Origin of the sequence: Nocardia miyunensis NBRC 108239, assembly GCF_001613065.1 — a bacterium.
Lineage (GTDB): Bacteria > Actinomycetota > Actinomycetes > Mycobacteriales > Mycobacteriaceae > Nocardia > Nocardia miyunensis.
In genome coordinates this window covers 1-23,219 of sequence record NZ_BDBQ01000052.1, presented here as the reverse complement: position 1 = coordinate 23,219, position 23,219 = coordinate 1, and the positions used below count along the sequence as shown (strand labels likewise).

24 protein-coding genes are annotated in these 23,219 nt (G+C 67.6%); 11 read left to right on the top strand and 13 right to left on the bottom strand.

All coding sequences use genetic code 11. The features are described from left to right. Together NM2_RS22715 and NM2_RS22710 are read left to right on the top strand one after the other, a co-directional pair. Entirely contained in the window at positions 1 to 429 is a 429-nt protein-coding gene (locus NM2_RS22715; RefSeq protein WP_067672375.1) for a hypothetical protein, read from the top strand. After that, positions 426 to 989 (top strand): 3,4-dihydroxy-2-butanone-4-phosphate synthase, encoded by a 564-nt coding sequence (locus tag NM2_RS22710; protein ID WP_067672373.1) that lies wholly within the window; start codon positions 426 to 428, stop codon positions 987 to 989. Before NM2_RS22715 ends, NM2_RS22710 begins: the two co-directional genes overlap by 4 nt. A gap of 61 nt (positions 990 to 1,050) precedes the next feature. Here the strand turns inward: NM2_RS22710 and NM2_RS22705 are convergent, their stop codons facing one another. The 3 genes from NM2_RS22705 to NM2_RS22695 all read right to left on the bottom strand — a co-directional run bounded on the left by NM2_RS22705 (position 1,051) and on the right by NM2_RS22695 (position 3,711). Beyond that, the gene (locus tag NM2_RS22705) at positions 1,051 to 1,380 is read right to left on the bottom strand and encodes a hypothetical protein (RefSeq protein WP_067672370.1); all 330 of its coding nucleotides are present in this window, start codon (positions 1,378 to 1,380) and stop codon (positions 1,051 to 1,053) included. A gap of 946 nt (positions 1,381 to 2,326) precedes the next feature. After that, on the bottom strand, positions 2,327 to 3,100 hold the full coding sequence (locus NM2_RS22700; protein ID WP_067672367.1) for an MspA family porin: 774 nt from the start codon (positions 3,098 to 3,100) through the stop codon (positions 2,327 to 2,329). A gap of 14 nt (positions 3,101 to 3,114) precedes the next feature. Beyond that, a complete protein-coding gene (locus NM2_RS22695) occupies positions 3,115 to 3,711 on the bottom strand; it encodes an MspA family porin (RefSeq protein ID WP_067672364.1) in 597 nt (198 codons plus the stop codon). Positions 3,712 to 4,548: 837 nt separating this feature from the next. Here NM2_RS22695 and NM2_RS22690 point away from each other — a divergent pair. The 5 genes from NM2_RS22690 (at position 4,549) to NM2_RS22670 (ending at position 8,670) form a co-directional block, all read left to right on the top strand. After that, the gene (locus tag NM2_RS22690) at positions 4,549 to 5,211 is read left to right on the top strand and encodes an MspA family porin (RefSeq protein WP_067672362.1); all 663 of its coding nucleotides are present in this window, start codon (positions 4,549 to 4,551) and stop codon (positions 5,209 to 5,211) included. Positions 5,212 to 5,262: 51 nt separating this feature from the next. Beyond that, on the top strand, positions 5,263 to 5,955 hold the full coding sequence (locus NM2_RS22685) for an MspA family porin (protein WP_067672359.1): 693 nt from the start codon (positions 5,263 to 5,265) through the stop codon (positions 5,953 to 5,955). 242 nt (positions 5,956 to 6,197) lie between these two features. After that, complete coding sequence (locus NM2_RS22680) at positions 6,198 to 7,073, top strand: IclR family transcriptional regulator (protein WP_084531434.1); 876 nt, start codon at positions 6,198 to 6,200, stop codon at positions 7,071 to 7,073. Between the two features lie 131 nt (positions 7,074 to 7,204). Continuing rightward, positions 7,205 to 7,891 carry a response regulator transcription factor gene (locus NM2_RS22675; protein ID WP_067672577.1) on the top strand — a complete coding sequence of 229 codons (687 nt, stop codon included), beginning with the start codon at positions 7,205 to 7,207 and terminating at the stop codon, positions 7,889 to 7,891. Between the two features lie 107 nt (positions 7,892 to 7,998). Further along, entirely contained in the window at positions 7,999 to 8,670 is a 672-nt protein-coding gene (locus NM2_RS22670) for a TetR/AcrR family transcriptional regulator (RefSeq protein ID WP_067672574.1), read from the top strand. A gap of 21 nt (positions 8,671 to 8,691) precedes the next feature. Here NM2_RS22670 and NM2_RS22665 read toward each other — a convergent pair whose 3' ends face one another. The 4 genes from NM2_RS22665 to NM2_RS22650 all read right to left on the bottom strand — a co-directional run bounded on the left by NM2_RS22665 (position 8,692) and on the right by NM2_RS22650 (position 13,545). Beyond that, positions 8,692 to 10,227 carry a sensor histidine kinase gene (locus tag NM2_RS22665; RefSeq protein ID WP_218025966.1) on the bottom strand — a complete coding sequence of 512 codons (1,536 nt, stop codon included), beginning with the start codon at positions 10,225 to 10,227 and terminating at the stop codon, positions 8,692 to 8,694. After that, a complete protein-coding gene (locus NM2_RS22660) occupies positions 10,224 to 10,937 on the bottom strand; it encodes a response regulator transcription factor (protein WP_067672353.1) in 714 nt (237 codons plus the stop codon). The genes NM2_RS22665 and NM2_RS22660 overlap by 4 nt, the downstream gene beginning before the upstream one ends. Positions 10,938 to 11,056: 119 nt before the next feature. Further along, positions 11,057 to 11,242 (bottom strand): hypothetical protein, encoded by a 186-nt coding sequence (locus NM2_RS22655; protein WP_067672350.1) that lies wholly within the window; start codon positions 11,240 to 11,242, stop codon positions 11,057 to 11,059. A gap of 452 nt (positions 11,243 to 11,694) precedes the next feature. Beyond that, complete coding sequence (locus NM2_RS22650; protein WP_084531431.1) at positions 11,695 to 13,545, bottom strand: ArnT family glycosyltransferase; 1,851 nt, start codon at positions 13,543 to 13,545, stop codon at positions 11,695 to 11,697. 348 nt (positions 13,546 to 13,893) lie between these two features. Between NM2_RS22650 and NM2_RS22645 the strand changes: the two genes are divergently transcribed. After that, positions 13,894 to 14,637, top strand: a complete 744-nt coding sequence (locus tag NM2_RS22645) for a response regulator transcription factor (RefSeq protein WP_067672348.1) — start codon at positions 13,894 to 13,896, stop codon at positions 14,635 to 14,637. 7 nt (positions 14,638 to 14,644) lie between these two features. On the opposite strand, the gene NM2_RS22640 is transcribed toward NM2_RS22645, so the two are convergent. From NM2_RS22640 to NM2_RS22625, 4 genes are all read right to left on the bottom strand, one after another. Then, complete coding sequence (locus NM2_RS22640) at positions 14,645 to 15,373, bottom strand: hypothetical protein (RefSeq protein ID WP_157121245.1); 729 nt, start codon at positions 15,371 to 15,373, stop codon at positions 14,645 to 14,647. Positions 15,374 to 15,558: 185 nt separating this feature from the next. Further along, a complete protein-coding gene (locus tag NM2_RS22635; RefSeq protein ID WP_067672343.1) occupies positions 15,559 to 16,164 on the bottom strand; it encodes a LutC/YkgG family protein in 606 nt (201 codons plus the stop codon). Next, entirely contained in the window at positions 16,161 to 17,606 is a 1,446-nt protein-coding gene (locus NM2_RS22630; protein ID WP_067672340.1) for a lactate utilization protein B, read from the bottom strand. Before NM2_RS22630 ends, NM2_RS22635 begins: the two co-directional genes overlap by 4 nt. Positions 17,607 to 17,646: 40 nt before the next feature. Continuing rightward, the gene (locus tag NM2_RS22625; protein WP_067672337.1) at positions 17,647 to 18,375 is read right to left on the bottom strand and encodes a (Fe-S)-binding protein; all 729 of its coding nucleotides are present in this window, start codon (positions 18,373 to 18,375) and stop codon (positions 17,647 to 17,649) included. Positions 18,376 to 18,583: 208 nt separating this feature from the next. On the opposite strand from NM2_RS22625, the gene NM2_RS50280 reads away from it, so the two are divergent. After that, positions 18,584 to 18,784 carry a hypothetical protein gene (locus tag NM2_RS50280; RefSeq protein WP_067672334.1) on the top strand — a complete coding sequence of 67 codons (201 nt, stop codon included), beginning with the start codon at positions 18,584 to 18,586 and terminating at the stop codon, positions 18,782 to 18,784. Continuing rightward, complete coding sequence (locus NM2_RS22615; RefSeq protein WP_067672331.1) at positions 18,775 to 19,773, top strand: LacI family DNA-binding transcriptional regulator; 999 nt, start codon at positions 18,775 to 18,777, stop codon at positions 19,771 to 19,773. Before NM2_RS50280 ends, NM2_RS22615 begins: the two co-directional genes overlap by 10 nt. A gap of 271 nt (positions 19,774 to 20,044) precedes the next feature. Here the strand turns inward: NM2_RS22615 and NM2_RS22610 are convergent, their stop codons facing one another. Then, the gene (locus NM2_RS22610) at positions 20,045 to 20,554 is read right to left on the bottom strand and encodes a winged helix-turn-helix transcriptional regulator (protein ID WP_067672327.1); all 510 of its coding nucleotides are present in this window, start codon (positions 20,552 to 20,554) and stop codon (positions 20,045 to 20,047) included. Positions 20,555 to 20,797: 243 nt separating this feature from the next. Between NM2_RS22610 and NM2_RS22605 the strand changes: the two genes are divergently transcribed. Then, the gene (locus tag NM2_RS22605) at positions 20,798 to 22,189 is read left to right on the top strand and encodes an MFS transporter (RefSeq protein WP_067672324.1); all 1,392 of its coding nucleotides are present in this window, start codon (positions 20,798 to 20,800) and stop codon (positions 22,187 to 22,189) included. Here the strand turns inward: NM2_RS22605 and NM2_RS22600 are convergent. Continuing rightward, positions 22,179 to 23,219, bottom strand: a 1,041-nt coding sequence (locus NM2_RS22600) for a lycopene cyclase family protein (RefSeq protein WP_245718166.1), incomplete at its 5' end; no start/stop codon positions are given. The genes NM2_RS22605 and NM2_RS22600 overlap by 11 nt on opposite strands.

Below are 23,219 nucleotides of genomic sequence, written 5' to 3'. Positions count from 1 at the left end.
ATGACCGGCTACTCGACCGATCTCACGCAAATACTCACCACCGTCGCCGAAACCCTGCACCGGCGAGTGCTGTCCGACCTGCCGGACGGCCCGGCCCGCCTGGAACTAGCCGCCGTACTCGAACAACTGGACAATCTCACCGGCCGAATCGACTGGGACGCAGAACATCTCGCCACCATATGCGCCCGCACCGAAAACCTGGCCCGCACCCTCGGCTTACCGCCACACGAGGACCCGCCAGGCGTCGACACCCTACGACAGCGCCGCGCCGCCGTATCCGCGGTGCTCGCCGCAACCTACCGAGACAATCGCACCGCCCCGAACGTCATCGCCGATGCCGTCGCGGAATTCACCGCCGAGGACGTGGCCGACCAGATCACCGGCGCACTGCGCGGCGCATTCGCCCCGACGAAGGGAGACGACCGATGAACGATCGGGAAACCTTCGCGCACAACGATACTGGTCGCCTGGACCTTGTTCGCCGACTTCATGCCGCAGGCCCGCGGGCACTCACCGACCTCGCGGCCGGACGTGTCGTCCTGCTCGCCGATTCGTGCACCGGCGAGGGACATCTGGTGCTGCCAGCGCAGTTCGCCACCACCGCCGCGCTGGCATTCCTGATCCGGCACACCTCCGGCTTCGTGGAGGTCGCGCTCGGCGCCGCCGATCGCGCCCGCACCATCCGCACGATGGCCGATCCACACAGCGGCCCAACCGATTTCACCAGACCCGGCCATGTCGTTCCGGTGCGCGCACACGGCACCGGCGGCCTCGCCGACGCCGTGGTGAACCTGATGCGCCGCGCCGGTGTCCACCCGATGGGCGCGCTCGGCACACTCGTGTCCTCGCGCGATCCCGCACGCATGGCCGACCGGGGTGGATGGCGCGAGTTCGCGGCCGCGCACGGACTGTCCGTGCTGCCGCTGCGGAGTACGGAGACCGCGCTCAGGGTGACCGGCCGCACCGGATACCGGTACCCCGCAAGCTGACTCGAGTGTTCGCCGGGCGCGGACCGGGTGGAGACGGCCAGCAGCCCACGCACGCGAAGGCTCAGGCGAGTCCGAAGGCCCGCAGCGCCTGCCACCACCACGTCGGCGGCTGGCCACCGAGCGGCCATCCGGGCGCGCTCGGGTCATCGCGGTATCCCTGCGGAACCGCGTAGCCGTGCCGGCCCTGGTTGCCGCCGTTCTGATTGTCGTTGTGGCCCGGCTGCTGTTGCTGGGGCTGCTGCTGGTTCTGGCCGGGTTGGGCCGCGGGGGCGGCCGACGCGATCGTGGGGGCGGCGATCGGCGCCGCCAGGAGTGTGCACGCAATCGCGGTTCTCGCGACGTAGCTTCGTACGGATCGTCGGGTGGGATTCGCGTTGTTGTGCGCTGTCATCTGGATCCTCCGTCCTCGGACTCACGGGCTCTGAACAATCGGGACATCATCTCGCGGACAAGGGATTCGGCCTGGAGATAGTGCAGGGGAACGTCCCGAGCCTGTGATGCTACTCGATACCTCCGACGAGACAAGTGTTCCGGCAATACCGCTCATTTACTTTCAATGAAGCGAACAAGGCCGCTCTCGCCCTGCGAAGGACGGGAGCGGCCCTGTCGATCGGCTTGCGTCGATCAGCGGTTACCGAATGGCCCCGAGGGCGCGGTTACTTGCTGATCAGCACTCTGCCGGACGATCGCGTAGGAGAAAAAGCCTACAGCGCAGCGGAGCCGGAGAAGAGTGTGCCCAGCAGGCCGTGCCAGGCGGCGCTACCCGTCCCGATGACACCGTGAAAAATGGCGCTGCCGAAGTCGATTGCTGCAGATCCCATTGTGAAAACCCTTTCTGGGAGGAAATATTCGCCGATACGCTCTGATTGCGTTATCGCACCTGGGCCACTCTTCAGTGCGCGGTTCGACGAACTATGCGAACTGTTTGAAAGAACGCTGTGAATCGATGAAGGTGCTGTTCGGCGCGAATGGGCACGGCCGATCGGGAAGGGGCCGCAGGGCTTCGGGATGTCGCAGATGCGTCGTGGCGATCGTTCAGCGGGCAGCAGACGACCCGCACTACTGCCGGGTGCTCACCGAGACATGAGCACTTGTCTCGGTGAGCACCGACTGCCCGGCTCGTCCTGCGGGGGACGGCAGAGCGCGCTCACGAAAGATCTGCGGAAATCTCGTGATACGTGGGGATCGCTCGATACTGCCGCCCCGGCAACCGGGTGTATCCAGCATCGCATTCCGGGTCGCCGGTGGAACCGTTTCTTCCAATGGTTGAACATGAAAGTTCGTTCAGGTTTACCGGAGCGCCGGCGGTCGCCGAATATTCGGAATGAGTTCTTGCTTCACCCGATGCTGAACGGCCGGCCCCACAGGGTTTTCGTGGTGTCCATGACGTTGTCGTGGACCAAGACCGTGATGTACGAGCGAGCCTCCGCCGCACCGGCACAGCCGTCGATGGACAGCGCGTGATCGACATACTGGTTGGTGCCCTCGAGCCCGGTGAAGTTGAAGATCTGCACCTGTTTCGTCGCCACCTGGCCCGGCTTGAGCTTGATGCCCACGCTCGGATCGCTGAACGGTGTGAGGTTGCCGTCGGAGTCGACGCCCACGCCCAGATCGCCGTCGCCGACCGACAGGCCGTCCTCGCCTCCGCCGCCCCCGCCGCCGCCCCCGCCTCCGCCGCCTCCGCCGCCGCTATCGCCGCCACCGGGGGGCGCACCGCCTCCGCCCTCGTCGTCTTTGTCTTTGTCCTTGGGTTGACCGGCGCTGTCGCCGCTGCCCTCGACAGTGACCTTCTTGCCGAGATCCACCTGGCACCCGACCAGATATCCGGTCTCGATCCGGCCGCCGGACACCTTGACACCGGCCGGTGCGGTCACATGGATCGAGGTCACTCCCGACACCCACGCGTTGCGAGAGAGCGGGCTCGAGGCGATCGACGGTGAGATCGTGGCGTGCTCGCCGGTCCGATCCACATTCACCGTCAGACCGTCCTTGGTCTTCAGCTGGCCATGACCGTCCGGCAGCGGGACCTGAGTGTCCGCGTGCGCGGTACCGGTGACCAGTACCGGCACAACTGCCAACGTCACGAACGCCGTACCCAGCGCATTCCGCATCGTCTGTCTCCTCCTCATCCGATGCTGAACGGCTTGCCGTACAGCGAGACCTCGGCAGAGCCCTTGTCGTTCTGTACCGTCAGGATGCTCACCGCGCGTGCCTGCGCGTATCCGGCGCAACCGCTGACCTGCACGGCGCGATCGCTGTAGGTGACGCCGATCGCGCCGGCGGTGGGATCGAGCGTCTTCGTGTCGAACTTCACCACCTTCACCGCACCCGGCACGAGATTGATGCTCGGGGTGAGTTCCGGATATGCCGAGCTGGTGTCCACGTACATATCGCCGCCGATCCCCACGCCGCCGGACAGGTCGACTTGGCAGCCGATCACGTAGCCCGTGGCGAGCGTGCCGGATTTGGCGCCGTGGACGGTGGCGTACACGACGCCGGACATGGCCGCGGTGCGCGACAATCCATTGGACGCCAGTGACGGTGAGATCACCGCGCGTTCTCCGGTGCGGGAAAGATCCACCTGAACGCCCGTGGCGGTGGTCAGTGCTCTGTCGCCGTTCGGTAGCGGCACCTGGGTATCCGCGTATGCGGTACCGGCGCTCAACAACACCACCAATAGCCCGGCTCCGGCACCCCAGCGGCTGCCATCAGTCAGTTTCATTTCCTACCTTCATCGGCCCGCGCAAATAGGCGGGTGGTCAGTGACCGCCGTTACACTGTCAGTCGAATGTCAGCGCCAGCTGATAGCTACCTGGAAATTCCGGGATAACCGCATGTCGGTTTGCCTTCGAAGCCGGCGGTCGATCCTGGCCACCGGACCCATTCGCCGCCATCGGTGTCGAACCGATCGTGTCCGAGGCTCCGGCCCACGCGTATTCGCATGTCGCGGTGCGGATTCGCGCGCATCGGTATGTCGATCGGGCCTTGTGGATGGGCAGTGAACCGGTGCGCGAAGCGGTGTGCAAGCCGGATTGTATTGATAGTAATTTTTTCCGGGACCGGCTCGGTGGACCGTTGTCTCGGAGAGTATCGGAGTCGGCCGGTTTTTCGTTTCAGAAGCTTTCGTGCTCGCATCTGGAATCCGGTTTCCGGATGCCCCGCAGGGGTGTGGTGACGACACGGGTGCCCACCGGTCGAGCGGCTCCGACATCGCATATGGCGCGGCGGACTAGGGGAGATTCGGGGCAATTCATCGGAGACGAATTATTCCGATGAACTATGGCGTGGTATTCGAGATGCCGAGCTGAGGGGAATGCCGATCGAGGTGCGCATCGGTATGGGGTACGCCGTCGGCCGGAGTGCTCTTTTGAATGCGCCCGGCGGGCGATCGAGCGTCATTTCAATCAAGGAAAGTCTTCTCTACACAGGTCGTCTGTCTTCGTATAGCTTCTGCCCGGTATGACGGCAACTGTCCTCTAACGCCTTTAGCGGGCTTGTGCGTGTTATACGGGCGCCCCGGTCATCGGGGCGCTTTCATCGAATTCAGTGAGGGCAATAGATGAGGGAAAATCAGAAGGCCGGTGACGCGTGGGTCGCACGGGCCGTCGGCATTGCCGTCGCGTCGACGGCTGCAATCGGGATGTTGTCCACGGGCGCCGCGAATGCGGATACGTTCGTCCCGCTTCCGAACGGGCATATCGATCGCCCGGGTGTCACCATCGACAGCGTTGGCAACAGCGTGAAGATTTCGCCGTCGCTTGCGGCCAACGGTGCCGGCCGTGTGGCATGGCTGACGAGTCACATCTCCACGAAGGTGCAGACGCCCGATGGCAAGGTCGGCCCGTGGAACGGTCCGAAGAACGATGACGGCACCAACAACTCCTCGACCCACGGCTCGTCCGCGATGTCGGTGGGGTACCTGGTCGGCTGCCAGGTGAGTCTGGGCAGTCTGTCGGCCGGTATCTCTGCGGGCATCAGCACCAGCCCGTCGCTGTCGGGGTCGTTGTCGCTGCCGTTGGCACCGGGTGAGGTGAAATTCGTCAACTACGACCAGATCGACATGACCAAGAGTGGTGAGTACTTCTTCGATCTGAAGGATCAGCAGGTCGAGATCCAGGGGTGTGGAGGGTACGCGCAGGCGCGTCAGGTGGTGACGGTGGAAATCATCGGAACCGAGTACGCCAAGACCAACCTTTACGGTCAGCCGTTCAGCCTCGGCTGACATCCGCTGTGTCACATCCTCTTTCGCTGCGATCTGCAAGGAACTTCGCTCATGCTCAAAATACATAAGGGCACACTGGCCCGGCTGGCGGGCATCGGTGTAGCCGCCGGTACCGCCATCGGGTATTTCTCCGTCGGGGCCGCGTCGGCCGACACCTTCGTACCGCTGCCGGGCGGATCCGTCACCCAAACCCTCGGTGACGGCACCGTCGTCACGGTGTCGATCAACGGGGAGTCGGCCAAGATCAGCCCGTCGATGGGTGCCACGCCGTTGCATCGCAACGTGTGGACCAGCGCTCACGGTGAGATCAACCTGCGCGGCGGCCAGGCCGGGTCCAAGGACACCTACACCAAGTTGCGGCCGGGATACATCGTCGCCTGCCAGGTCGACATCTCCAGCGTCACCCCGGGCGGCGACGCGTCGGGTTCGACCGACCTGACCGCCGACAGCCCGAGCCTGTCCACCTCGGCCGACGCGTCCGGTGACCTGAGCCTCTCTGCCGGGCAGGCAAAGATCCGGTACCTGCTCGATCTGGAGTCTCCGGACGACTACGGCGCCGAGAGCCACTCCGCCAGGCATAAGGTCGTCGGTCCGCACAACGGTGTGACCTGGACCGATGAGACGTTCTCGGTGAATGGTTGCGCCGGTTACGCCCAGGCGCGGTCCTTCGTGGAGGCGGCTGTCTACACCGGCCACACCGTCGGTTATGTCACCGTGTGGGGTAAGCCGTTCAGCATCGGCTGATTCGGCCGGGTAACGGCTTCGGCCGTGCTCCGGGCCACACTGTCGCAGAACGTGATCGTCTCGGCGCGATATGAGTTCGACCCCGGAACCCTGTCTCCCACCGCTCATGCGGTGTGGGGCGGGGTTTCTTGCGATTTCGGGGGAGACTTCCAGGTTACTTTCAAGTTCTACCCAGGTCGTGGCGAATCGTGTGCGGAAAAGTTGGCCTGAATGCCGGAAATGTCGGGGAAGGTGGTATCTGAGTGGCCAGATATTCCAATGGTGAGTCCGTCTTGTCCCGGTTGGTTCGATTGCTCGAAGCATTCGGTCAGGACTCACAGGTGTCCGTATCGGAGCTATCGCAGCGCACTGGGCTGCCGTTACCGAGTGTTTCGCGGATGGTCGCCGAACTGGTCGATCACGGCTGGTTGCAACGCGGCGCCGACCGGCGGGTGTCGATCGGGGCTTCGATGTGGGAATTGGTGTGCCGGGCGGCGCCGGTCGGGGAGTTGCGCCAGGCGGCGCTGCCCTATATGACCGAGTTGCACGCGCGCGTCGGGCAGCACGTCAATCTGGCGGTGCGGCAGGGGCGTGACGTTTTGTTCGTGGATCGGCTGTCCGCGCCGGGCGCGGTGCGGATAGTGGTGAACCGGGCGAGCCGGTTGCCGCTGAGCGTGTCGGCCCCCGGCCTGGTGCTGTTGGCGAATGCGCCCTCGCAGTTGCAGGACGAGGTGCTGGCCGGTCCGCTGCCCGCTCTCGGTCCGCGGTCGGTGACCGATCCGTGGGCGTTGCGGGCGCTGCTGAGCGAGATCCGCAGGGCCGGCAACGCGATATGCAGTGGCTGGCTGGATCCGGTGTCGGCCTCGGTGGCGGTACCGCTGTCCTCCGGCGGCCGGGTCATAGCGGCGTTGTCGTTGGTGGTTCCCAACGAGGATCCCGCCAAGGGAGTACCGGTGCTGCAACATGCCGCGGCGCAGATCTCCCGGGCGCTGGCGCAGGCGGGCGTGTCCGACGTCGTGGAACCGAAGCCGGGGACGAGCAACGATCTCGTGGGTGCGCGGAACTGGCGGCCCATGGGTGAACGGCCTGCCGGGGCATTGCCCTCGCAGCGCCTGCGAGATTCGATGAAGGGTCGCTGAGGCCGCCGTGGTAGCGCGCCGACCTGAGGCGGCGGCATCTTCATCATGCTTCCAGGATTCGCCCAGCTTTCGTCGAAAATGGGCTGTGAAAGTTACTCGACGTGGGCAAATCGGATAAGCCGGCGCGGGTGATGGTCATCGATGACGATGCGATGATTCGTGAGCTGCTCACCGCGAGTCTGCGCTTTCAGGGGTACGAGGTCCAGACCGCGGCCGACGGTGTCGAAGCGTTGGATCTGGCCCGGCGCTTCGGTCCGGACGCCTTGATCGTGGACGTCATGATGCCCGGGATGGACGGGTTCGGTCTGCTGCGGCGGCTGCGCGCGGACGGGATCGGTGCGCCGGTGCTGTTCCTCAGCGCCCGGGACGGGGTCCAGGACAAGATCACCGGATTGACGCTCGGCGGCGACGACTACGTGACCAAACCGTTCAGCCTGGAGGAGGTCATCGCCCGGCTGGGGGTGATTCTGCGGCGGGCCGGATACGGCACCCGCGACGATGACGTCTCGTATCTGCAGGTCGGTGACATCGTGCTCGACCAGGACCGCTACGAGGTCCTGAAAGCCGGTGTGCCGGTGCATCTCTCGCGCACCGAGTTCGCATTGCTGCGGTACTTCATGCTGAACGCCGGGACCGTGCTGAGCAAGGTGCGGATCCTCGACCACGTCTGGCGGAACGAATTCGGCGGCGACAGCGGCGGCATCGTGGAGTCGTACGTGTCGTATCTGCGCCGGAAGGTGGACACCACCGAACCCAGGATGCTGCACACCCTGCGCGGGGTCGGCTATGTGCTACGTGAGCCGGTGAACCATCGATGAGTTACGCCATGTTCTCGTCCGTGGTCCAGCAGGACGGGACATGGAGTTCGGCGCCGCGGCGGCCGGTCGCGCGTCCCGGCGTCCCGGCGAACGCCTATTCTCCGAGGGTGCGACGTGCAGCGGAGGAGGACCGGGCCCGGCGCTCGCGCTTGAGCCCGCAGCGGGAGGCAGAGGTCTATTCGACCATCGTGGACCTGCTGCGCGAGGTCGGCTACGACGCCATGAGCATGCAGATGGTCGCCACCGCGGCGCATTGCAGCAAGGCGACCCTGTACCGCTGGTGGCACGGTAAGCCGGGCATGGTCGTGGCGGCGCTCCGGCACCTGCAGAATCAGATCGGCATGACGACTGCGATCGCGATCGATACCGGAAGCCTCGCCGGTGATCTGCGGGAGTTCGCCCGGGGTCTGGGCAGTACCTCACCCGCCGATCGCGAGCTGCTGGCGACCATGGTCGGGGCGGGCCGCCGGATTCCGGAACTACAGCAGGCCATGCAGGAGACGTTGGCTCCCTCGGCCCTGTTGACGCCGGTGCTACAGCGTGCGGCCGAACGAGGCGAGATCGCCCCCGAGGATCCCGCGGCGGCGTTCGCCGAGCAGATGCTGCTGGGTGTGGCGCTGGCCCGGCCGGTCGTCAACGGCATCGAACCGGATGTGGACTATCTGGTCACCTTCGTGGACGAGGTCCTGCTGCCCCTGCTGACCGGCGCCCGATCGACACGGACCCCGGCCGGAGGCCGCGGCGCGCGGAAGTCGGCGGCACGGGGTCGTGCACGGTGAGGCGTGCCGCCCACCCCGGTGTCACTCGGACGGCGGTTCGCGATCGTCCAGGTCCGTGGTCCCGCACCGCAGATCGAGCATCGGCGGGAACAGGATGCGGAAGCTCGCGCCCTGTCCCGGACCGGTCGACAGATAGATCCGTGCGCCGTGCGCGGCGAGAATCGCGGTAACGATGGCCAGCCCCAGGCCCGAGCCGCCGGGATGCGACCGGGAGCGGGGCGCGCGATAGAAGCGGTCGAAGACGCGCCGGGCCTGGTCGAGAGGGATTCCCGGCCCGTTGTCGCGGACCGCCACACTGACCAGATCGCCGATCCCGGTGGGGTCGGTGTCGGCCCCGGCCGCGGCGACCGCATGCGGCGGCGGGCCGCTCGCGCGATCGACGGTCACCTCGATGACGGTGCCCGGCGGGGTGTGCGTCACGGCATTGCCGACGAGGTTCGTGATCACCTGCCGCAATCGATGCTCGTCACCGAAAACCCGCTGCGGGCCCGCGGGCGTCCGCACGTGCATAATCCGTTCGGGCGCACGGATACTCGCGTCGTGAACGACGTCGGCCGCGATCACGGCCAGGTCCACGTCGGTGAGATCGAGGGGGCGTTCCTCGTCGAGCTTGGCCAGTAGCAGCAGGTCCTCGACCAGGACTCCCATCCGGATGGCCTCGCCCTCGATCCGGCTCATCATGCGCTCGAGATCGGCGGGGTGTTCGGCTCCGCCGTGCCGGTACAGCTCGGCGTATCCGCGAATGGAGGTGAGCGGGGTGCGCAGCTCGTGCGACGCGTCGGCGACGAAGGCCCGCAACCGGGCCTCGGAGTCCTCGAGTTGCCGCATCGTGGTCGACAGGCGCGCCAGCATCACGTTGAACGCACGCCCGAGCCGACCCACCTCGGTTCGGGGGTCGGTGTCCTCGACCCGGCGATCGATATCGCCGTCCGCGATCGCCTCCGCGGTGTGTTCCACCCGGGTCAGCGGCGAAAGCCCGGCCCGCACCAGCAGCGCCGCGACCATCGCGAGCAGGGCGATGAGCCCGATGCCGATGACGATCTCGATTATTCGCAGCTGCTGGATGGTGGCGTAGTAGGTGTCCAGGGATATCGCCACCGCGGCGGTGCCGCCGTCCGGGTCCGACGAATCCGGGGGTTCGACGACCACGACGACGCGCCATTTCGTATTTCCGCTCCGCTCGCCCACCGTGAAGGGTTTGTCGCCTCGCGCGCGCACCGCCGCGACATCCATCGGCGGCAACAGCAGCCGCGCATCGCCGACGCCGAGCTGTCCGATCGCCGTGCCGTTGGTGTCGAAGAACAGCACCCAGGCACTCGACGGGTACAGCGAATCGTTCTGGTTCGCCGGCGCCGGTGGCGGCGGTGGCGGCCGATCGGCCGTGGCGAAACTGCTTGCGGTACCGGTGATCTGGTCGTCGATCCGGTCCATCTGCGAGCGAGCCAGCAGCGTGACGCTCAGGGTGCCGAACGTGGTCAGCCCAGCCGCGGTGATGACCAGCACGGCGACCAGCAGCCGGGTGCGCAGGGGCCACCGCCGGATGTGCTCGGCGATCACCCCGGGTGATCCGATCGCCGCAGGACGTACCCCAGGCCGCGCACGGTGTGGATCAGGGGGGCTCCCTCGGCGTCGACCTTCTGCCGGATCCGGCTCACGAACGTCTCGACCACGCGGCTGGCGCGGCGCTCCCCGGCGCCCCACACGTTGTCCAGGATCTGCTTGCGGCTCAGCACCTTGCCGGAGTTCAGGACCAGGTAGCGCAGAACGTCGAATTCGGTGGGAGACAGCGTGATCGGCGAACCAGCGCGCCACACCTGATGGGCGTCGACGTCGAGCAAGAGGTCGTCGTATCGAAGTCGGCGGTCGCCCTCGGGGCGCGCGGTCCGGCGCAGGATCGCGCGCAGCCGCACCACCACCTCTTCGATGCTGAAGGGTTTGCTCACGTAATCGTCGCCGCCGGCGGCCAATCCGGCGAGCCTGTCCTGCACCGCGTCGCGAGCGGTCAGGAACAGCACCGGCGCGTCACAGCCGATGGTGCGCAGCCGCTGCGCGACGGTGAACCCGTCGAAATCCGGCAGCATGACATCCAGCACGAGGATGTCGGGGGAGTGCGCCATCGCCATGTCCAGGGCGGCGCTGCCGTCGTCGGCGGCGTACACCTGAAAACCGTTGAGGCGCAACGCGGATCGAAGCAGGTCCAGGATGTACGGCTCGTCGTCGACCACCAGAACGGTCGGCGCCGCCGGATCAGTTCGACTGCTGTCCACGGAACACACGATATTCGGTCAATATTTCTCCAAAACCGCAGGTCGCTGATTGGCATGGAAAAGCCCCGGTAGGGCCCGCGGCGATGCCGGGGCCCTACCGGTCGTGCGATGGGTTCCGATCAGCGGTGCGGCGCGGGTGCGCACGCGGGCTGACCGGGGTGGCCGCAGTTCTGCTGCGGCGCGGGCGCCGGCTTGGGCGCGGGCTGCGCGGCGGCCGAGGAGGCCAGAGCCACGGGAGCACTCAGCAATCCGGCGACGGCGAACGCCGCCAGGACGCCGCGGGCCGACTTCTTGGTGATAGACATTGCTGCATACCTTTCTCTGGAAGGGAAACGGGCACAGGGTACGAATACGGGAAGCACCCGGAATCGGCAGGCGCTGGAATCCGTGGATAATTCGCGGGTTCTCCCGATGATTCCGCACCGCTGTGCCCGCCTATTTTCGAGTTCGGGTCCTGCGCCGAACTCGAAATCATTTTCATGCGACAATGGAATTCGTGAATGTATTCAGGGTGATTCCATCATCATGAAACTCTTTGGGGCGGAATGCGATTCAGTAGAACCGCAAGGCGTCCGCCCAACGTCGAACGAATGGTGTGCGATCACGGTGCTCGTGCTGGTGAGAGCCCAACTCACGGTGTTTCCTCCCCGCATGATCGACCATCCGAATCGCTGACACAGATACAATGTCAGTTGAATGTCAACGCCAGCTGGCAATCGGCTGGATACCGGATGGAAGGTCGCCGACGGGAATGCGCTCATCGCGCCGTCGGTCGCGCGGTCAGGTCGTACACGGTCTTCCCGTCGACTTTCGTGGCGGTGAAGTGCTGCTGCACCCAGGCGGCGATCTTGGAGCTCTCGGTGGTCGTACCCCAGCCCGGCATGTCGCTGGACAGGTAGTAGTGGATCCGCCCCTCGGTGACGTAGCGCTGGAACTGTGCCAGCGTCGGCGACGGGTCCATGCTGCTGAAGCCGCCGATCGGCATCACCGGCTGCCGTACCGCCAGCTGTAGGTCCGCCGACGCCATCGCGCCGGGTGTCGCGGCGACCCAGGTGAATCGCTGGGCGTCCGCGCCCAGTCGCGCCACCAGTTCGGGCCCCACCGTCTCGGAGCCCATCGGCGGAACGTCCGAATCGGTCTTCGGCCCGGCGAGTACGACGGAACCGGTGTGCGGGGTCGCGATCGTCTCCACCGAATAGGCGGCGGGGCCCGCGAGAGCGGTCACGATCGCGGCGATGGCGCCCGCGACGGCCGGCCGATCCGGGCGAGGTACGAGCAGCAGCAGCGTCGCCACCGCGCCGAGCGCCGTGACGACCCAGCGCAGCCAGGGCACGAAATCCGGTGTGCGCGAGAGCAGGATCACCGAGGTCACCGTGGTGAGCACGGTCGCGACGGCCAGTACGATGCGGATCGGGTACCGGTGCCGCTCGCGCCACACCAGCACCGCGGCCAGACCGGTCAGTCCCGCCACCGGCGCGGCCAGCGATACCGTGTAGTACTGGTGGAACAGTCCCTTCATGAAGCTGAACACCAGGCCGGTCACCAAGGCCCAACCGCCCCACAGCAACAGCGCCGCCCGTTGCGGATCGGTGCGGGATGCCCTGCCGCGCACTATTATTCCGGCGACCAGCAATATCAGGGCAGCCGGAATCAGCCACGCCACCTGACCGCCGATCGACTCGGTGAACATTCGCCCGATGCCCGCGTCGGAACCGAAACCGGGCATATGCGGCATGCTCTTACCGTTGCCGATACCCGGCATCGAGCCGTTGCCCATGTCGGGCATGGAGCTATTACCCATATTCGGCATCGGGCCGTTGCCCGTATTCGGCATGTCGCTCATATTCGGCATGGAACCGCCGCCGAGCCGCTGCAATCCGTTGTATCCGAGCGTCAGTTCGATGGTCGAATTATGTTCCGAACCGCCGAAATACGGTCGCGAGCCGACCGGCCAGAGCTGGGCGGTCAACACCCACCATCCCGCGCCCGCCACCATTGCCGCGCCGGCGGCCAGAAGTTGCAACAGACGTTTTCCCAATCGCGGCGGCCCGGCGACGAGATAGGTGATCGCCAGCGCGGGCAGCACCAGCAACACCTGGAGCTGTTTGGCCAGGAAACCGAGCCCCACCAGCACCCCGCACAGCACCAGCCAGCGCCAGCGCCCGGAGTCCAGGGCGCGGGTCATCGCCCACACCGACGCCGTCATGAGGAACACCAGCAGCGCGTCGGGATTGTCGAACCGGAACATCATCGCCGCGACGGGCGTCACGGCCAGTGCCAGCCCGCCGAGCAGCCCGGCCGCGGTTCCGGCCGTGCGGCGCAACGTGATCCAGGTCAGCAGCACCGAGGCCACGCCGAGCAGCGCCTGCGGTGTGAGCATGCTCCACGAATGCAGTCCGAACAGCCGGACCGAGATCTCCATCGGCCACAGCGAGGCCGGTGTCTTGTCGACGGTGATCGAGTTCGCCCAGTCCGAGGAACCGAAGAAGAACGCCTTCCACGATTTCGCGCCCGACTGCACCGCCGCGGCATAGAACGAGTTGGCCCAGCCGTTGATCGACAGATTCCACAGGTACGCGACAGCGGTGCCGATCAGGAGTGCGGCCACTCCCGCATACTCCCACAACCGGTTTCTCGGTATGGCACTGTGCTGCCGGGTGCGTTTTTCCGGCTCGGGACCGGAACGGCGATGCGTCGCTGTTGAATTGGGCACCGTGTCAACCTCGATGGTTATGCCACGCGCGAGGCTGGGCTCAGCCTGCGAATTCGCTGTGAGTCGAATATCTCAACCTGCGGATTCCCAGGTCGTCGGCGGACTTTCGCCTCCCGGGGTAAGAATCGATAACCGTTGCCGTCCGTGCGGGTTCCCACTCGTGGATAGACTACGAGCGTCAGGAGAACTGAACGGTTCCGTTTCGATCAAGGGCGTCGCTGACCGCGACCGGCAAGGCCAGGAATGAGCGTTACACAGAGCATCGAGTACCCGCAGACGCAACAGGCGTGCCCCGAGGCCCGCATCCTGATCATCGACGATGAGCCGATGATCCTCGACCTGCTAGCGGCCGCGCTGCGATATCAGGGCTTCGAGGTGATCACCGCCTCGACCGGCACGGAGGGTCTGGATCTGGTCTGCAGAGTGCGCCCCGACGCGATGCTACTGGACGTGATGATGCCGGACATGGACGGATTCGGCCTCCTGAAACGCCTCCGCCAGGACGGTATCGACGTGCCGGTCCTGTTCCTGACCGCCCGGAACGAGGTGCAGGACAAGGTCGCCGGACTGATGCTGGGGGCCGACGACTACGTCGCCAAACCGTTCAGCCTCGAGGAGGTGGTCGCGCGCGTGCGGGTGATCCTGCGCCGCGTCAAACCGTTCGCCGACGATCGCGCGAGTCTGAAGGTCGGCGATATCGAACTCGATGTCTACGGCCATCTGGTGTGGAAGGCCGGTCGCCCGGTGCGGTTGTCGCCGACCGAATTCGCCCTGCTGCGATACTTCATGCGCTATCCGGGCACCGTGCTGAGCAAGGACCGCCTGCTCGAGGACGTGTGGCACTACGAGTTCGGCCGGGACACCGGACTGGTCGAGTCCTACATCTCCTTCCTGCGCCGCAAGGTGGACACCACCGATCCCAAGATGCTGTGCACCCTGCGCGGCGTCGGCTACGTGCTGCGCGCGCCCGCATCCGATTCGAACTGACGGCCGGTCACGACACCCGGCTTCCGCCGCCGGGGTCGTGCTCGTCCAGGATCGTCCGGGCGACCGTCTCGGCGTCGGCGCACTGTTGCGATGCGGTCCGCACCGCTGGATCGGACCTGGTGACCTGCTGAGTGAGGTTGACCAGCAACGGTTGTGGCGAACCGGTGTCGACGACGAGCATGCACGCGGTCTTGGCCGCGCCGCTGTCCAGGCCCGCGGCCCACTGGCTGCCGGCCCGGACCGCGTAGTAGCGGCCGTCGATCAGGAACCGCTCGAACAATTGGGCATAGTCCTTGTCGACCATGGTCGCGGTGATACCGCTGCCGTCGTCGTCGGGGTAGTCCCGTCGCCAGAACTTCCCGAACGGCGTCGCCGTGGTCATGACGCTGATGACGTTCTCGTGTGCGCCGCTCACCCAGCAGCCGTGTCCCGGCACCATGGTCGTGGCCCGAATCCCTTGCGGCACACCGGCGATCTTGTCCAGGCGCGGTGTGAACGCGGCACATTCGCCACCGGGCGGTAAGACCGGCTCGCGGTTGGTCAGGAACCGCAATGCGGTGTCGCCCACCGAATTCGGCGACAGCGTCGCGGCGTGGGGACCGCTCGACGAACTCGTGCCGCACCCGCACACCGCCAGCATCGTTCCCGCCACGATCGTGAGAATCGCCACGAGCCGCGCCGAGAACATCGGGGCCGCAGCGGATCTGCCGCGAACCCGCGAGCCGGTTGTTGCCATGGTGTCGGAACCTACTACGTCGCACGTTCCCGTGTCCGGGCGACCGCTTCGCGGCTGCCGCGTCGCACCGGCCGGTGATCGGCATTGCGTTGGCGGACAGCGGACTATCGCCGGACACCCTGCTTCGATCGTGATGTCGGCGTGTGGGTGCGGTGATACCGGCACGCTCGATGGTGCCGAAGGTCTCAGTCGGCGTCGAGCAGCAGGACGGTCAGCGTGCGCGGGCCGTGCACGCCCTGGACGCGCTGCAATTCGATATCGCTGGTGGCCGACGGGCCGCTGATCAAGGTGAGCGGCCGGGCGGGATCCAGGCGGGCCAGGAGTTCGGGGACGCTGCGTACGATGCGGTCGGTGGGGAGCAGGCAGATGTGGTGGTCGGGGATGAGGGTCAGCGCGCGGCGGCCCTGGCCCGGCCCGGCGTCCAGGGCGATGGTGCCGGTCTCGGCGCAGGCGGCGGCGCAGGTGGTGACGACGGCGGCGATGGCGTCGAGTTCGGTGGTGCCGAGGGCGGGGTCGTCGCGGCGGGCGTCGGCGGGTGTCCAGGATGCGGGCAGATCCGCTGGTACGACGCAGGTGTGCCCGTCGAGCACGTTGGTCAGCACGTCGATCGCGGCGGCCGCGCTGGTGCGGTGCACGCGTGCGCCGTAGTCGGTCAGGCGATCGGTGAGCAGGGTGATCAGCTGTGCCGGACCGGTTTCGCGGATGCGCTGGTAGTCGCGCCGCGGCGGCGGTCCCCCGGTGTCGCCGAGGGCGGTACGGATGCGCGCGAGCATGGCCTCGCGGGTGCTCATCGGTTCTCCCACCAGGTGCGGAACGTTTCCGGTGGCGGCGCGGGCAGGTCGCGGGCGCTGGTCCACGCCGACATCGGCGGCGGCAGCACGCTGATCGCGCCGCGCCGGTTGCGCAGCAGACGGCCGACCCGCAGCAGGCGCGTCGCCGCGGTGAAACGGCGGGACGAGCGCATCACCCAGGACGCGGCGGCCATACCGGCCGATTCCGCGGTCGGCCCCCGATGCGCGGCCGTGGCCTGTGCGCGCAGATGCACCAGGATGGACGGAATATCGATGCGCACCGGACAGACGTCGTAGCACGCTCCGCAGAGTGTGGATGCGTAAGGGAGCGAAGGGTTCTCGGCCACACCGGTCAACTGCGGGGTGAGCACCGCGCCGATCGGGCCCGGATACACCGAGCCGTAGGCGTGGCCGCCGGTGCGTTCGTACACCGGACACACGTTGAGGCAGGCCGAACACCGGATGCAGTGCAGCACTTCACGTCCCACCTCGTCGGCGAGGGTGTCGACCCGCCCGTTGTCCAGCAGCACCAGGTGGAACTGCCGCGGTCCGTCGCCGGGGTGCACGCCGGTCCACAGTGAGGTGTACGGATTCATCCGCTCGCCGGTGGACGAGCGCGGCAGCAGTTGCAGGAAGACCTCCAGATCCTGCCAGGTCGGCACCAGTTTCTCGATGCCCATGACGGTGATCAGGGTGTCCGGCAAGGTCAGGCACATCCGTCCGTTGCCCTCGGATTCGACCACGGCGAGGGTGCCGGTGTCGGCGACGGCGAAGTTGGCCCCGGAGATCGCGACCTTCGCGCCGAGCATGGTGCGACGCAGATGAGCGCGGGCGGCGGCGGCCAGGGCGGGCGGGTCGTCGGTGAGGTCCGGGTCCGCCCCCGGCATCTCGGCGCGGAAGATGTCACGAATCTCGCTGCGATTGCGGTGGATCGCGGGCACGAGGATGTGCGAGGGCCGATCGTGCGCGAGTTGCACGATGAGTTCGGCGAGATCGGTTTCGTGCGCGGTGATTCCGGCCTCGGCGAGCGCCTCGTTGAGGCCGATCTCCTGGGTGGCCATGGATTTCACCTTCACCACCTCGGATTCCCCTGTGGCGATGACGAGTTCGGTGACGATGCGGTTGGCCTCGGCCGCGTCGGCGGCCCAGTGCACGGTGCCGCCGCGCGCGATGACGTTGCGCTCCAACCGGATCAGCAGCTCGTCCAGATGTGCGAGGGTGTATCGCTTGATCTCCTGGCCGGTCCGGCGCAGTTGCTCCCAGTCCTCGACCTCCCCGACGACCGTGGCGCGTTTGGCGCGGATGGTCGCGGTGGCCGCGCCGATGTTGTGCCGCAGTTGCGGGTCGGCGACCGCTCGACGGGCGGCGGCCGGGAACGGCGCGGATCCGTGCAGCGGTGATTCACCGGGGGGTTTCGGCACGCCGAGAAAGGTCCGGCTCATACGGGGGCCTCCTGCCGAGTCTGGGGTACTGCCTTGCGAATCATGCTGTGGCCGAGAGGATCTCGGCCAGATGCAGGGTGCGCGCACCCGAGCGCAGCCGACTCAGGCCGCCGCCGATGTGCATCAGGCAGGACGAATCGGCGGCGGTGCAGGTGTGCGCGCCGGTGTCCTGGACGCGGCGCATCTTGTCGGCCAGCATCGCGGTCGACACGTCCGGATTCTTCAGCGCGAACGTTCCGCCGAAACCGCAGCACTGATCGGCGTCGGGAAGTTCGACCAGGTCCAGTCCCGAGACCCGGCGCAGCAGCCGCAGCGGCCGGTCGTCCACGCGTAGCATCCGCAGGGAGTGACAGGTCGGGTGGTAGGTGACGCGGTGCGGATAATGCGCGCCGACATCCTCGACCCCGAGTACGTCCACCAGGAATTCCGACAACTCGTACGTGTGTGCCGCGACGTCGTCGGCCGCGGCGGCCAGTCCGGCGTCTCCGGCCCGGCGGGCGAGCTCGGCGTGCTGGTGGCGCACGGAGCCGACGCACGAGGCCGAGGGCGCGACGATCGCGTCGTATCCGGCGAAGGCGTCGGCGTGGTTGCGCACCAGGGGCAGTGCGGGGCCGGGATATCCGGTGTTGATGTGCATCTGCCCGCAGCAGGTCTGGGCCGGGGGCACCACCACCTCGTGTCCGAGCCGTTCGAGCAGGGTGACCGTGGCCCGGCCGACGTCGGGGAACATCGCCTCGACCAGGCAGGTGATGAACAGCGCGACTCTCATGCGGCTCTCTTCCGCGCGAGGGCGGTGACCCGGTCCAGCGCGGTCCGCCAGGCCGGGTCGCCGCTGGGCGAGTAGTGGGCGGGTGGATGCGTGTGTGCCACAAGGTACCGCGCGCGCCGCCAGTCGGGCAGGACATCCGCAGCGATGGCCTGGGCGAGCAGATTGCCCAGCGCGGTGGCCTCGGCCGGACCCGCGGTATTTCGGCTTCGTGGCCTTGGCCGATCGCGTCTCGCAGCGGGTGCTGTATCTGGTGGGTGCGGCCCTCGGTGTGCTGGCCTGGTGCGTGCTGGTGTTCTTCACCTCCTCCGGCATGCCGTGCGAGGCTGACCCGCGAGCCGCGGCCGGACCGGATCACCGGCCGCGGCGATTATGCTCGCATCGTCACGGGAAGGACACGCGATGGCGGTGAGCATCAAGGAAGTGGCCCGGCGCGCCGGAGTGTCGCTGGGCACGGTCAGCAATGTGCTCAATCGGCCCGATCAGGTCTCCGCGGCGACGCTCGAGCGGGTCCGCCGGGCGATCGCCGAAACCGGTTATGTGCGTAACGATTCCGCGCGTCAGCTGCGTGAGGGCAGCAGCCGCACGCTGGCCATGGTGGTGCTGGACATGGCCAATCCCTTCTTCGCCGACGTCGCGCACGGCGCGGAGGAGGAGGCCGCGCGCCACGGCGCGATGCTGGTGATGTGCAACAGCGGCGACGATCCGCGACGCGAGGAACGTCATCTCGAGCAGATCGCCCAGCAGCGGATGCGCGGGGTGCTGATCACCCCGGCGGACGGTGACGGCGAGCCGGCCCTGCGCACGCTGGCGGCCCAGGGCGTACCCGCGGTGCTGGTCGATCGGCACAGCGACCGGCCGGACCGCTGCTCGGTCTCGGTCGACGACGTTCTGGGCGGGCGTCTGGCCGCGGAACATCTGCTCGCCACCGGACACACCCGGATCGGTTTCGTCGGCGGCCCGCAGGCGGTGACCCAGGTGAGCGAGCGCCGCCGGGGCGCGGCCGCCGCGATCGCCGCCGCGAATGCGCGACTCTACGACATCCCCACCGCCGCACTGACTTTCGAGGCCGGACGCGATGCCGCGGCCGCTCTGCTGGACAGCGCGGATCGGCCGACCGCGGTCTTCTGCGCCAACGACCTGCTCGCCCTCGGCGTCTTGCAGACACTGATCCTGCGCGGTCTGACCGTACCCGGTGACATGGCCGTCATCGGCTACGACGACATCGATTTCGCCGCCGCGGCCGCGGTGCCGCTCTCCTCGATCCGCCAGCCGCGCGAGGAACTCGGCCGCACCGCGGCGCGTCTGCTGCTCGAGGAGGCCGCGGGCGACGGCACGCACCGGCATCGGCACGTCGTGTTCATGCCGGAACTGATCGCCCGGCGCTCGACCGCCGCGTGAGCCACTCTCGTTCCGTTCCGCGCAGCTGCCCCTCGGTCTGACTTGCGCGACCGCATGCTCAGTCCGTCCCGAGCGGGCTGCACACCGGTTCTGTCGTGGCTGCCCACTCGGTCTGTCGTGGGTGAATGCACAGTCGGTCGGTTTCGGGCGCCTCGTACGGTCGTTGACAGCGGGTCTGCGGTGGCCGGGCCGGGCGCATGATCGATATCGACTGTGGCGCAAGGATATCCGGCAATCCAGCGTGGGCGGCAACGCGATTGCGGAGACGGACCTACTCGGCCTCCTGCCGGGCGAAACGCTCGCGAACATCGGGACGTTCACGCAGGCGCTCGGGATACCCGGGGCCCATCCGCAGCCGGGAATCATCGATCGTCATCGGCTCGTCGCAGTGCTCGCAGACCACCTTGACCTGGGTGTCGTGACCACACGCGGTGTGGTGCACGGTGATCGGCGCGCCCTCCGGACCGGCCAGCCAGCGATCGCCCCACCGGTTGATCGTCAGCAGCACGCTCCAGAAGTCCGCGCCCTTCTCGGTGAGCACGTATTCGTACCAGGTGGGTTCGACGTGGTAGGGGCGCTTGTCGAGCAGGCCCTCGTCCACCAGTCGGCGCAGGCGGTCGCTGAGGGTGTTGCGGGCGATGCCCAGCTGCTGCTGGAAGTCGTCGAAGCGGCGGATCCCGTAGAACGCCTCGCGCAGCACCAGCGGCGTCCACCAGTCGCCGAGCAGATCCATCGTCCGGGCGATGGAGCAGGGCCAGCGGGCGAAAGACGTGCGCTTCATCCTGCGAGAATACCGATTTCACGAGGAGACCTCGCAGCAGACGACCGGCTCGTGTGGCGGGTGCGGACGGGGAACCGCAGACGCGTCCCGCGGCTGCGTTCGGGCCGCGGACCTGGCGTTTCAGGTATCACTCGATGCCGAATCGGTGTTCGACGGGTATCGCTCGCACCGCATAGCCTCTGTTCACACCCAATGCCGGGTGACCCGGACCACAACCGTGGCCGGGGATGCAGGAGGACGAGAATGCTGAAACCGGAATCCGGAGAGCTCGCCGCGGCGGGCCCGGCCACACCCGCGCGCCCGGACCGGCCGCGCCGGATCCCCACCCGGTTCGTCGTGCTGGGAATGCTGTTCGTCATCACGGTCGTCAACTACGCCGACCGCAGCTCGCTGTCGATCACCGGTACCAGCGTGCGCACCACCCTGGGCTTCTCCGCGGTCCAGCTCGGCTACATCTTCTCGGCGTTCAGCTGGGCGTACGTGGTCGCGCAGTTGCCCGGCGGGATGCTGCTGGACCGGTTCGGCGCGCGGCGGGTGTACGCCGGCAGCCTGGCGCTGTGGACGCTGGCGACCGCGGCGACCAGCCTGGCCGGGCTGATCAGCACGCGCGTGGTGGTGGCGCTGGTCGTGATGTTCGCGCTGCGGCTGCTGCTGGGCGTCTTCGAATCCCCGGCCTTCCCGGCCAACGCGCGCGTCGCGACGATCTGGTTCCCGACCGCCGAACGCGGTCAGGCCACCGCGGTGTTCAACTCCGGCCAGTATTTCGCGACCGTGCTGTTCGCGCCGGTGATGGCCTGGATCACCCACGAATTCGGCTGGCGCTGGGTGTTCGTCATGCTCGGCGCGCTCGGGCTGGCGATGGCGATTCTGTGGTGGGGCTGGATGTATCCGCCGCGCGAGCACGGGCGCGTCACGCCCAGCGAACTCGAGACGATGACCAGCGGCGGTGCGCTGGTCGACATGGATTCGGCCCCCTCGACCGCCGCGCGGTCCCGCATCGACCGGCACATGCTCGCCCGCGTGCTGTCCACCCGGCCGCTGTGGGGAATCTCGGTCTTCCAGTACGCGGTGAACTCGCTGAGCTACTTCTTCATCACCTGGTTCCCGATCTACCTCACCCAGGCCCGGCACATCTCGCTGGTGCACGCGGGATTCATCGCCGCACTGCCGGCGCTGGCCGCGTTCATCGGCGGCCTGTTCGGCGGATTCATCTCCGATTTCGTACTGCGGCACGGGGTTTCGCTGACCCTGGCGCGCAAGGCGCCCGCCGCGGCCGGACTGCTGCTCGGTACCGTCATCGCGGTCGCCGACTTCACCGACAGCACCACCATCATCGTGCTGATCATGACCACCGCGTTCTTCGGCAAGGGAATGGGCTCGCTGGGCTGGGCCATCACCACCGACGTCGCGCCGACCGAGGCCGCCAGCATCTTCAGCTCGCTGACCAACGGCCTGGGCAATATCGCGGGCATCGTCACCCCGATCGTGATCGGGTACATCGTGGATCGCACCGGATCGTTCGACGTGGCGCTCTGGTTCGTCGCGGCGCACGGGGTGCTCGCGGTCGTCGCCCTCGTGGTCATGGGGCCCATCCGGCGGCTGCGCCTGCCCGACCGGGCCGAGGTCAGCGCGTGAGGACGGCCGTGGCGAGCGTGCGGCGCAGACGCCACGGCAGGGCACGGAACAGCGACGTCATCGCGGCGGCGGTACCCGGCAGATCGTCCCGGCCGGACAGGTAGGCGCGCTGTGCCGCGATCGGCAGGGCGAAGAAGGCGTCGAAGAAGATCGGCAGATCGGCCGGCGGGAGGGCCAGCAGCGCGCGCAACCCGGCCTCCCGCGCCAGGTGAACCGCGCGGGCCGGCGCGGACCCGGTCGATGCGCCCGCGACGACCGCATCGGCGGTGGTCAAGGCCGCCGCGACGCTGTAACCCGTTGCGGGGTGCAGAAATCCGCCCGCGGCCCCGAATCGTCCCGCGCCCGGTCGCCCGCCCTGGAGTGCGAACCGGACGCGCTCGACCGGCTCGGAACCGTCGAATTCGATGCCGCGACAGCGCATCCGGGTGTGCAGGCGGTCGCGCAACCGGGTCTGATCCAGTGCGGGACGTCCGGCCAGGCAGGTCTCCTCGAGCAGGATCCCGGCCGCACCCAGTGGCACGGCGTACAGGAACGAGCGCGGCTCGCCGGGGGATGCGCCGTTGTCGGCGCGCCAATCCATGAACATCGGCTCGTCCCACCGATCCCGTTGCAGCACAACGCCGTAGGCGGTCTGCTCGGCCCGACCGGGGGAGCGGGGGACACCGCGCGCATCGATCACCCGGCGGGCGTGCCGGACCTCGCCGCCGGACAGCCGCACCGATTCCGGAGCCCGCGACAGGCGGGGGCGCAGGATCTGCTCGACTCGATCGGTCACCACCGTCGCCGCGCCGATCTCGAGCGAATCCTGCAGTGCGGCAGTGTGAAAGACGGTGTACGCCCGATCGATCTCGAATCGCCGCGTCCCCCACGCGACCGGCCGGGCCACCGTGGCCGCGATCGCGGCGGGGGAGATCCAGCCGGGCAACTCGTCCGCCCACGCCGCGTAGGTCGCCTTCCAGCGCCGCGTGGGCCGGGGATCCACGACGGTGACGGTGAGCCCGCGCACGAGCGCGCGGTGCGCCAGCGCGCG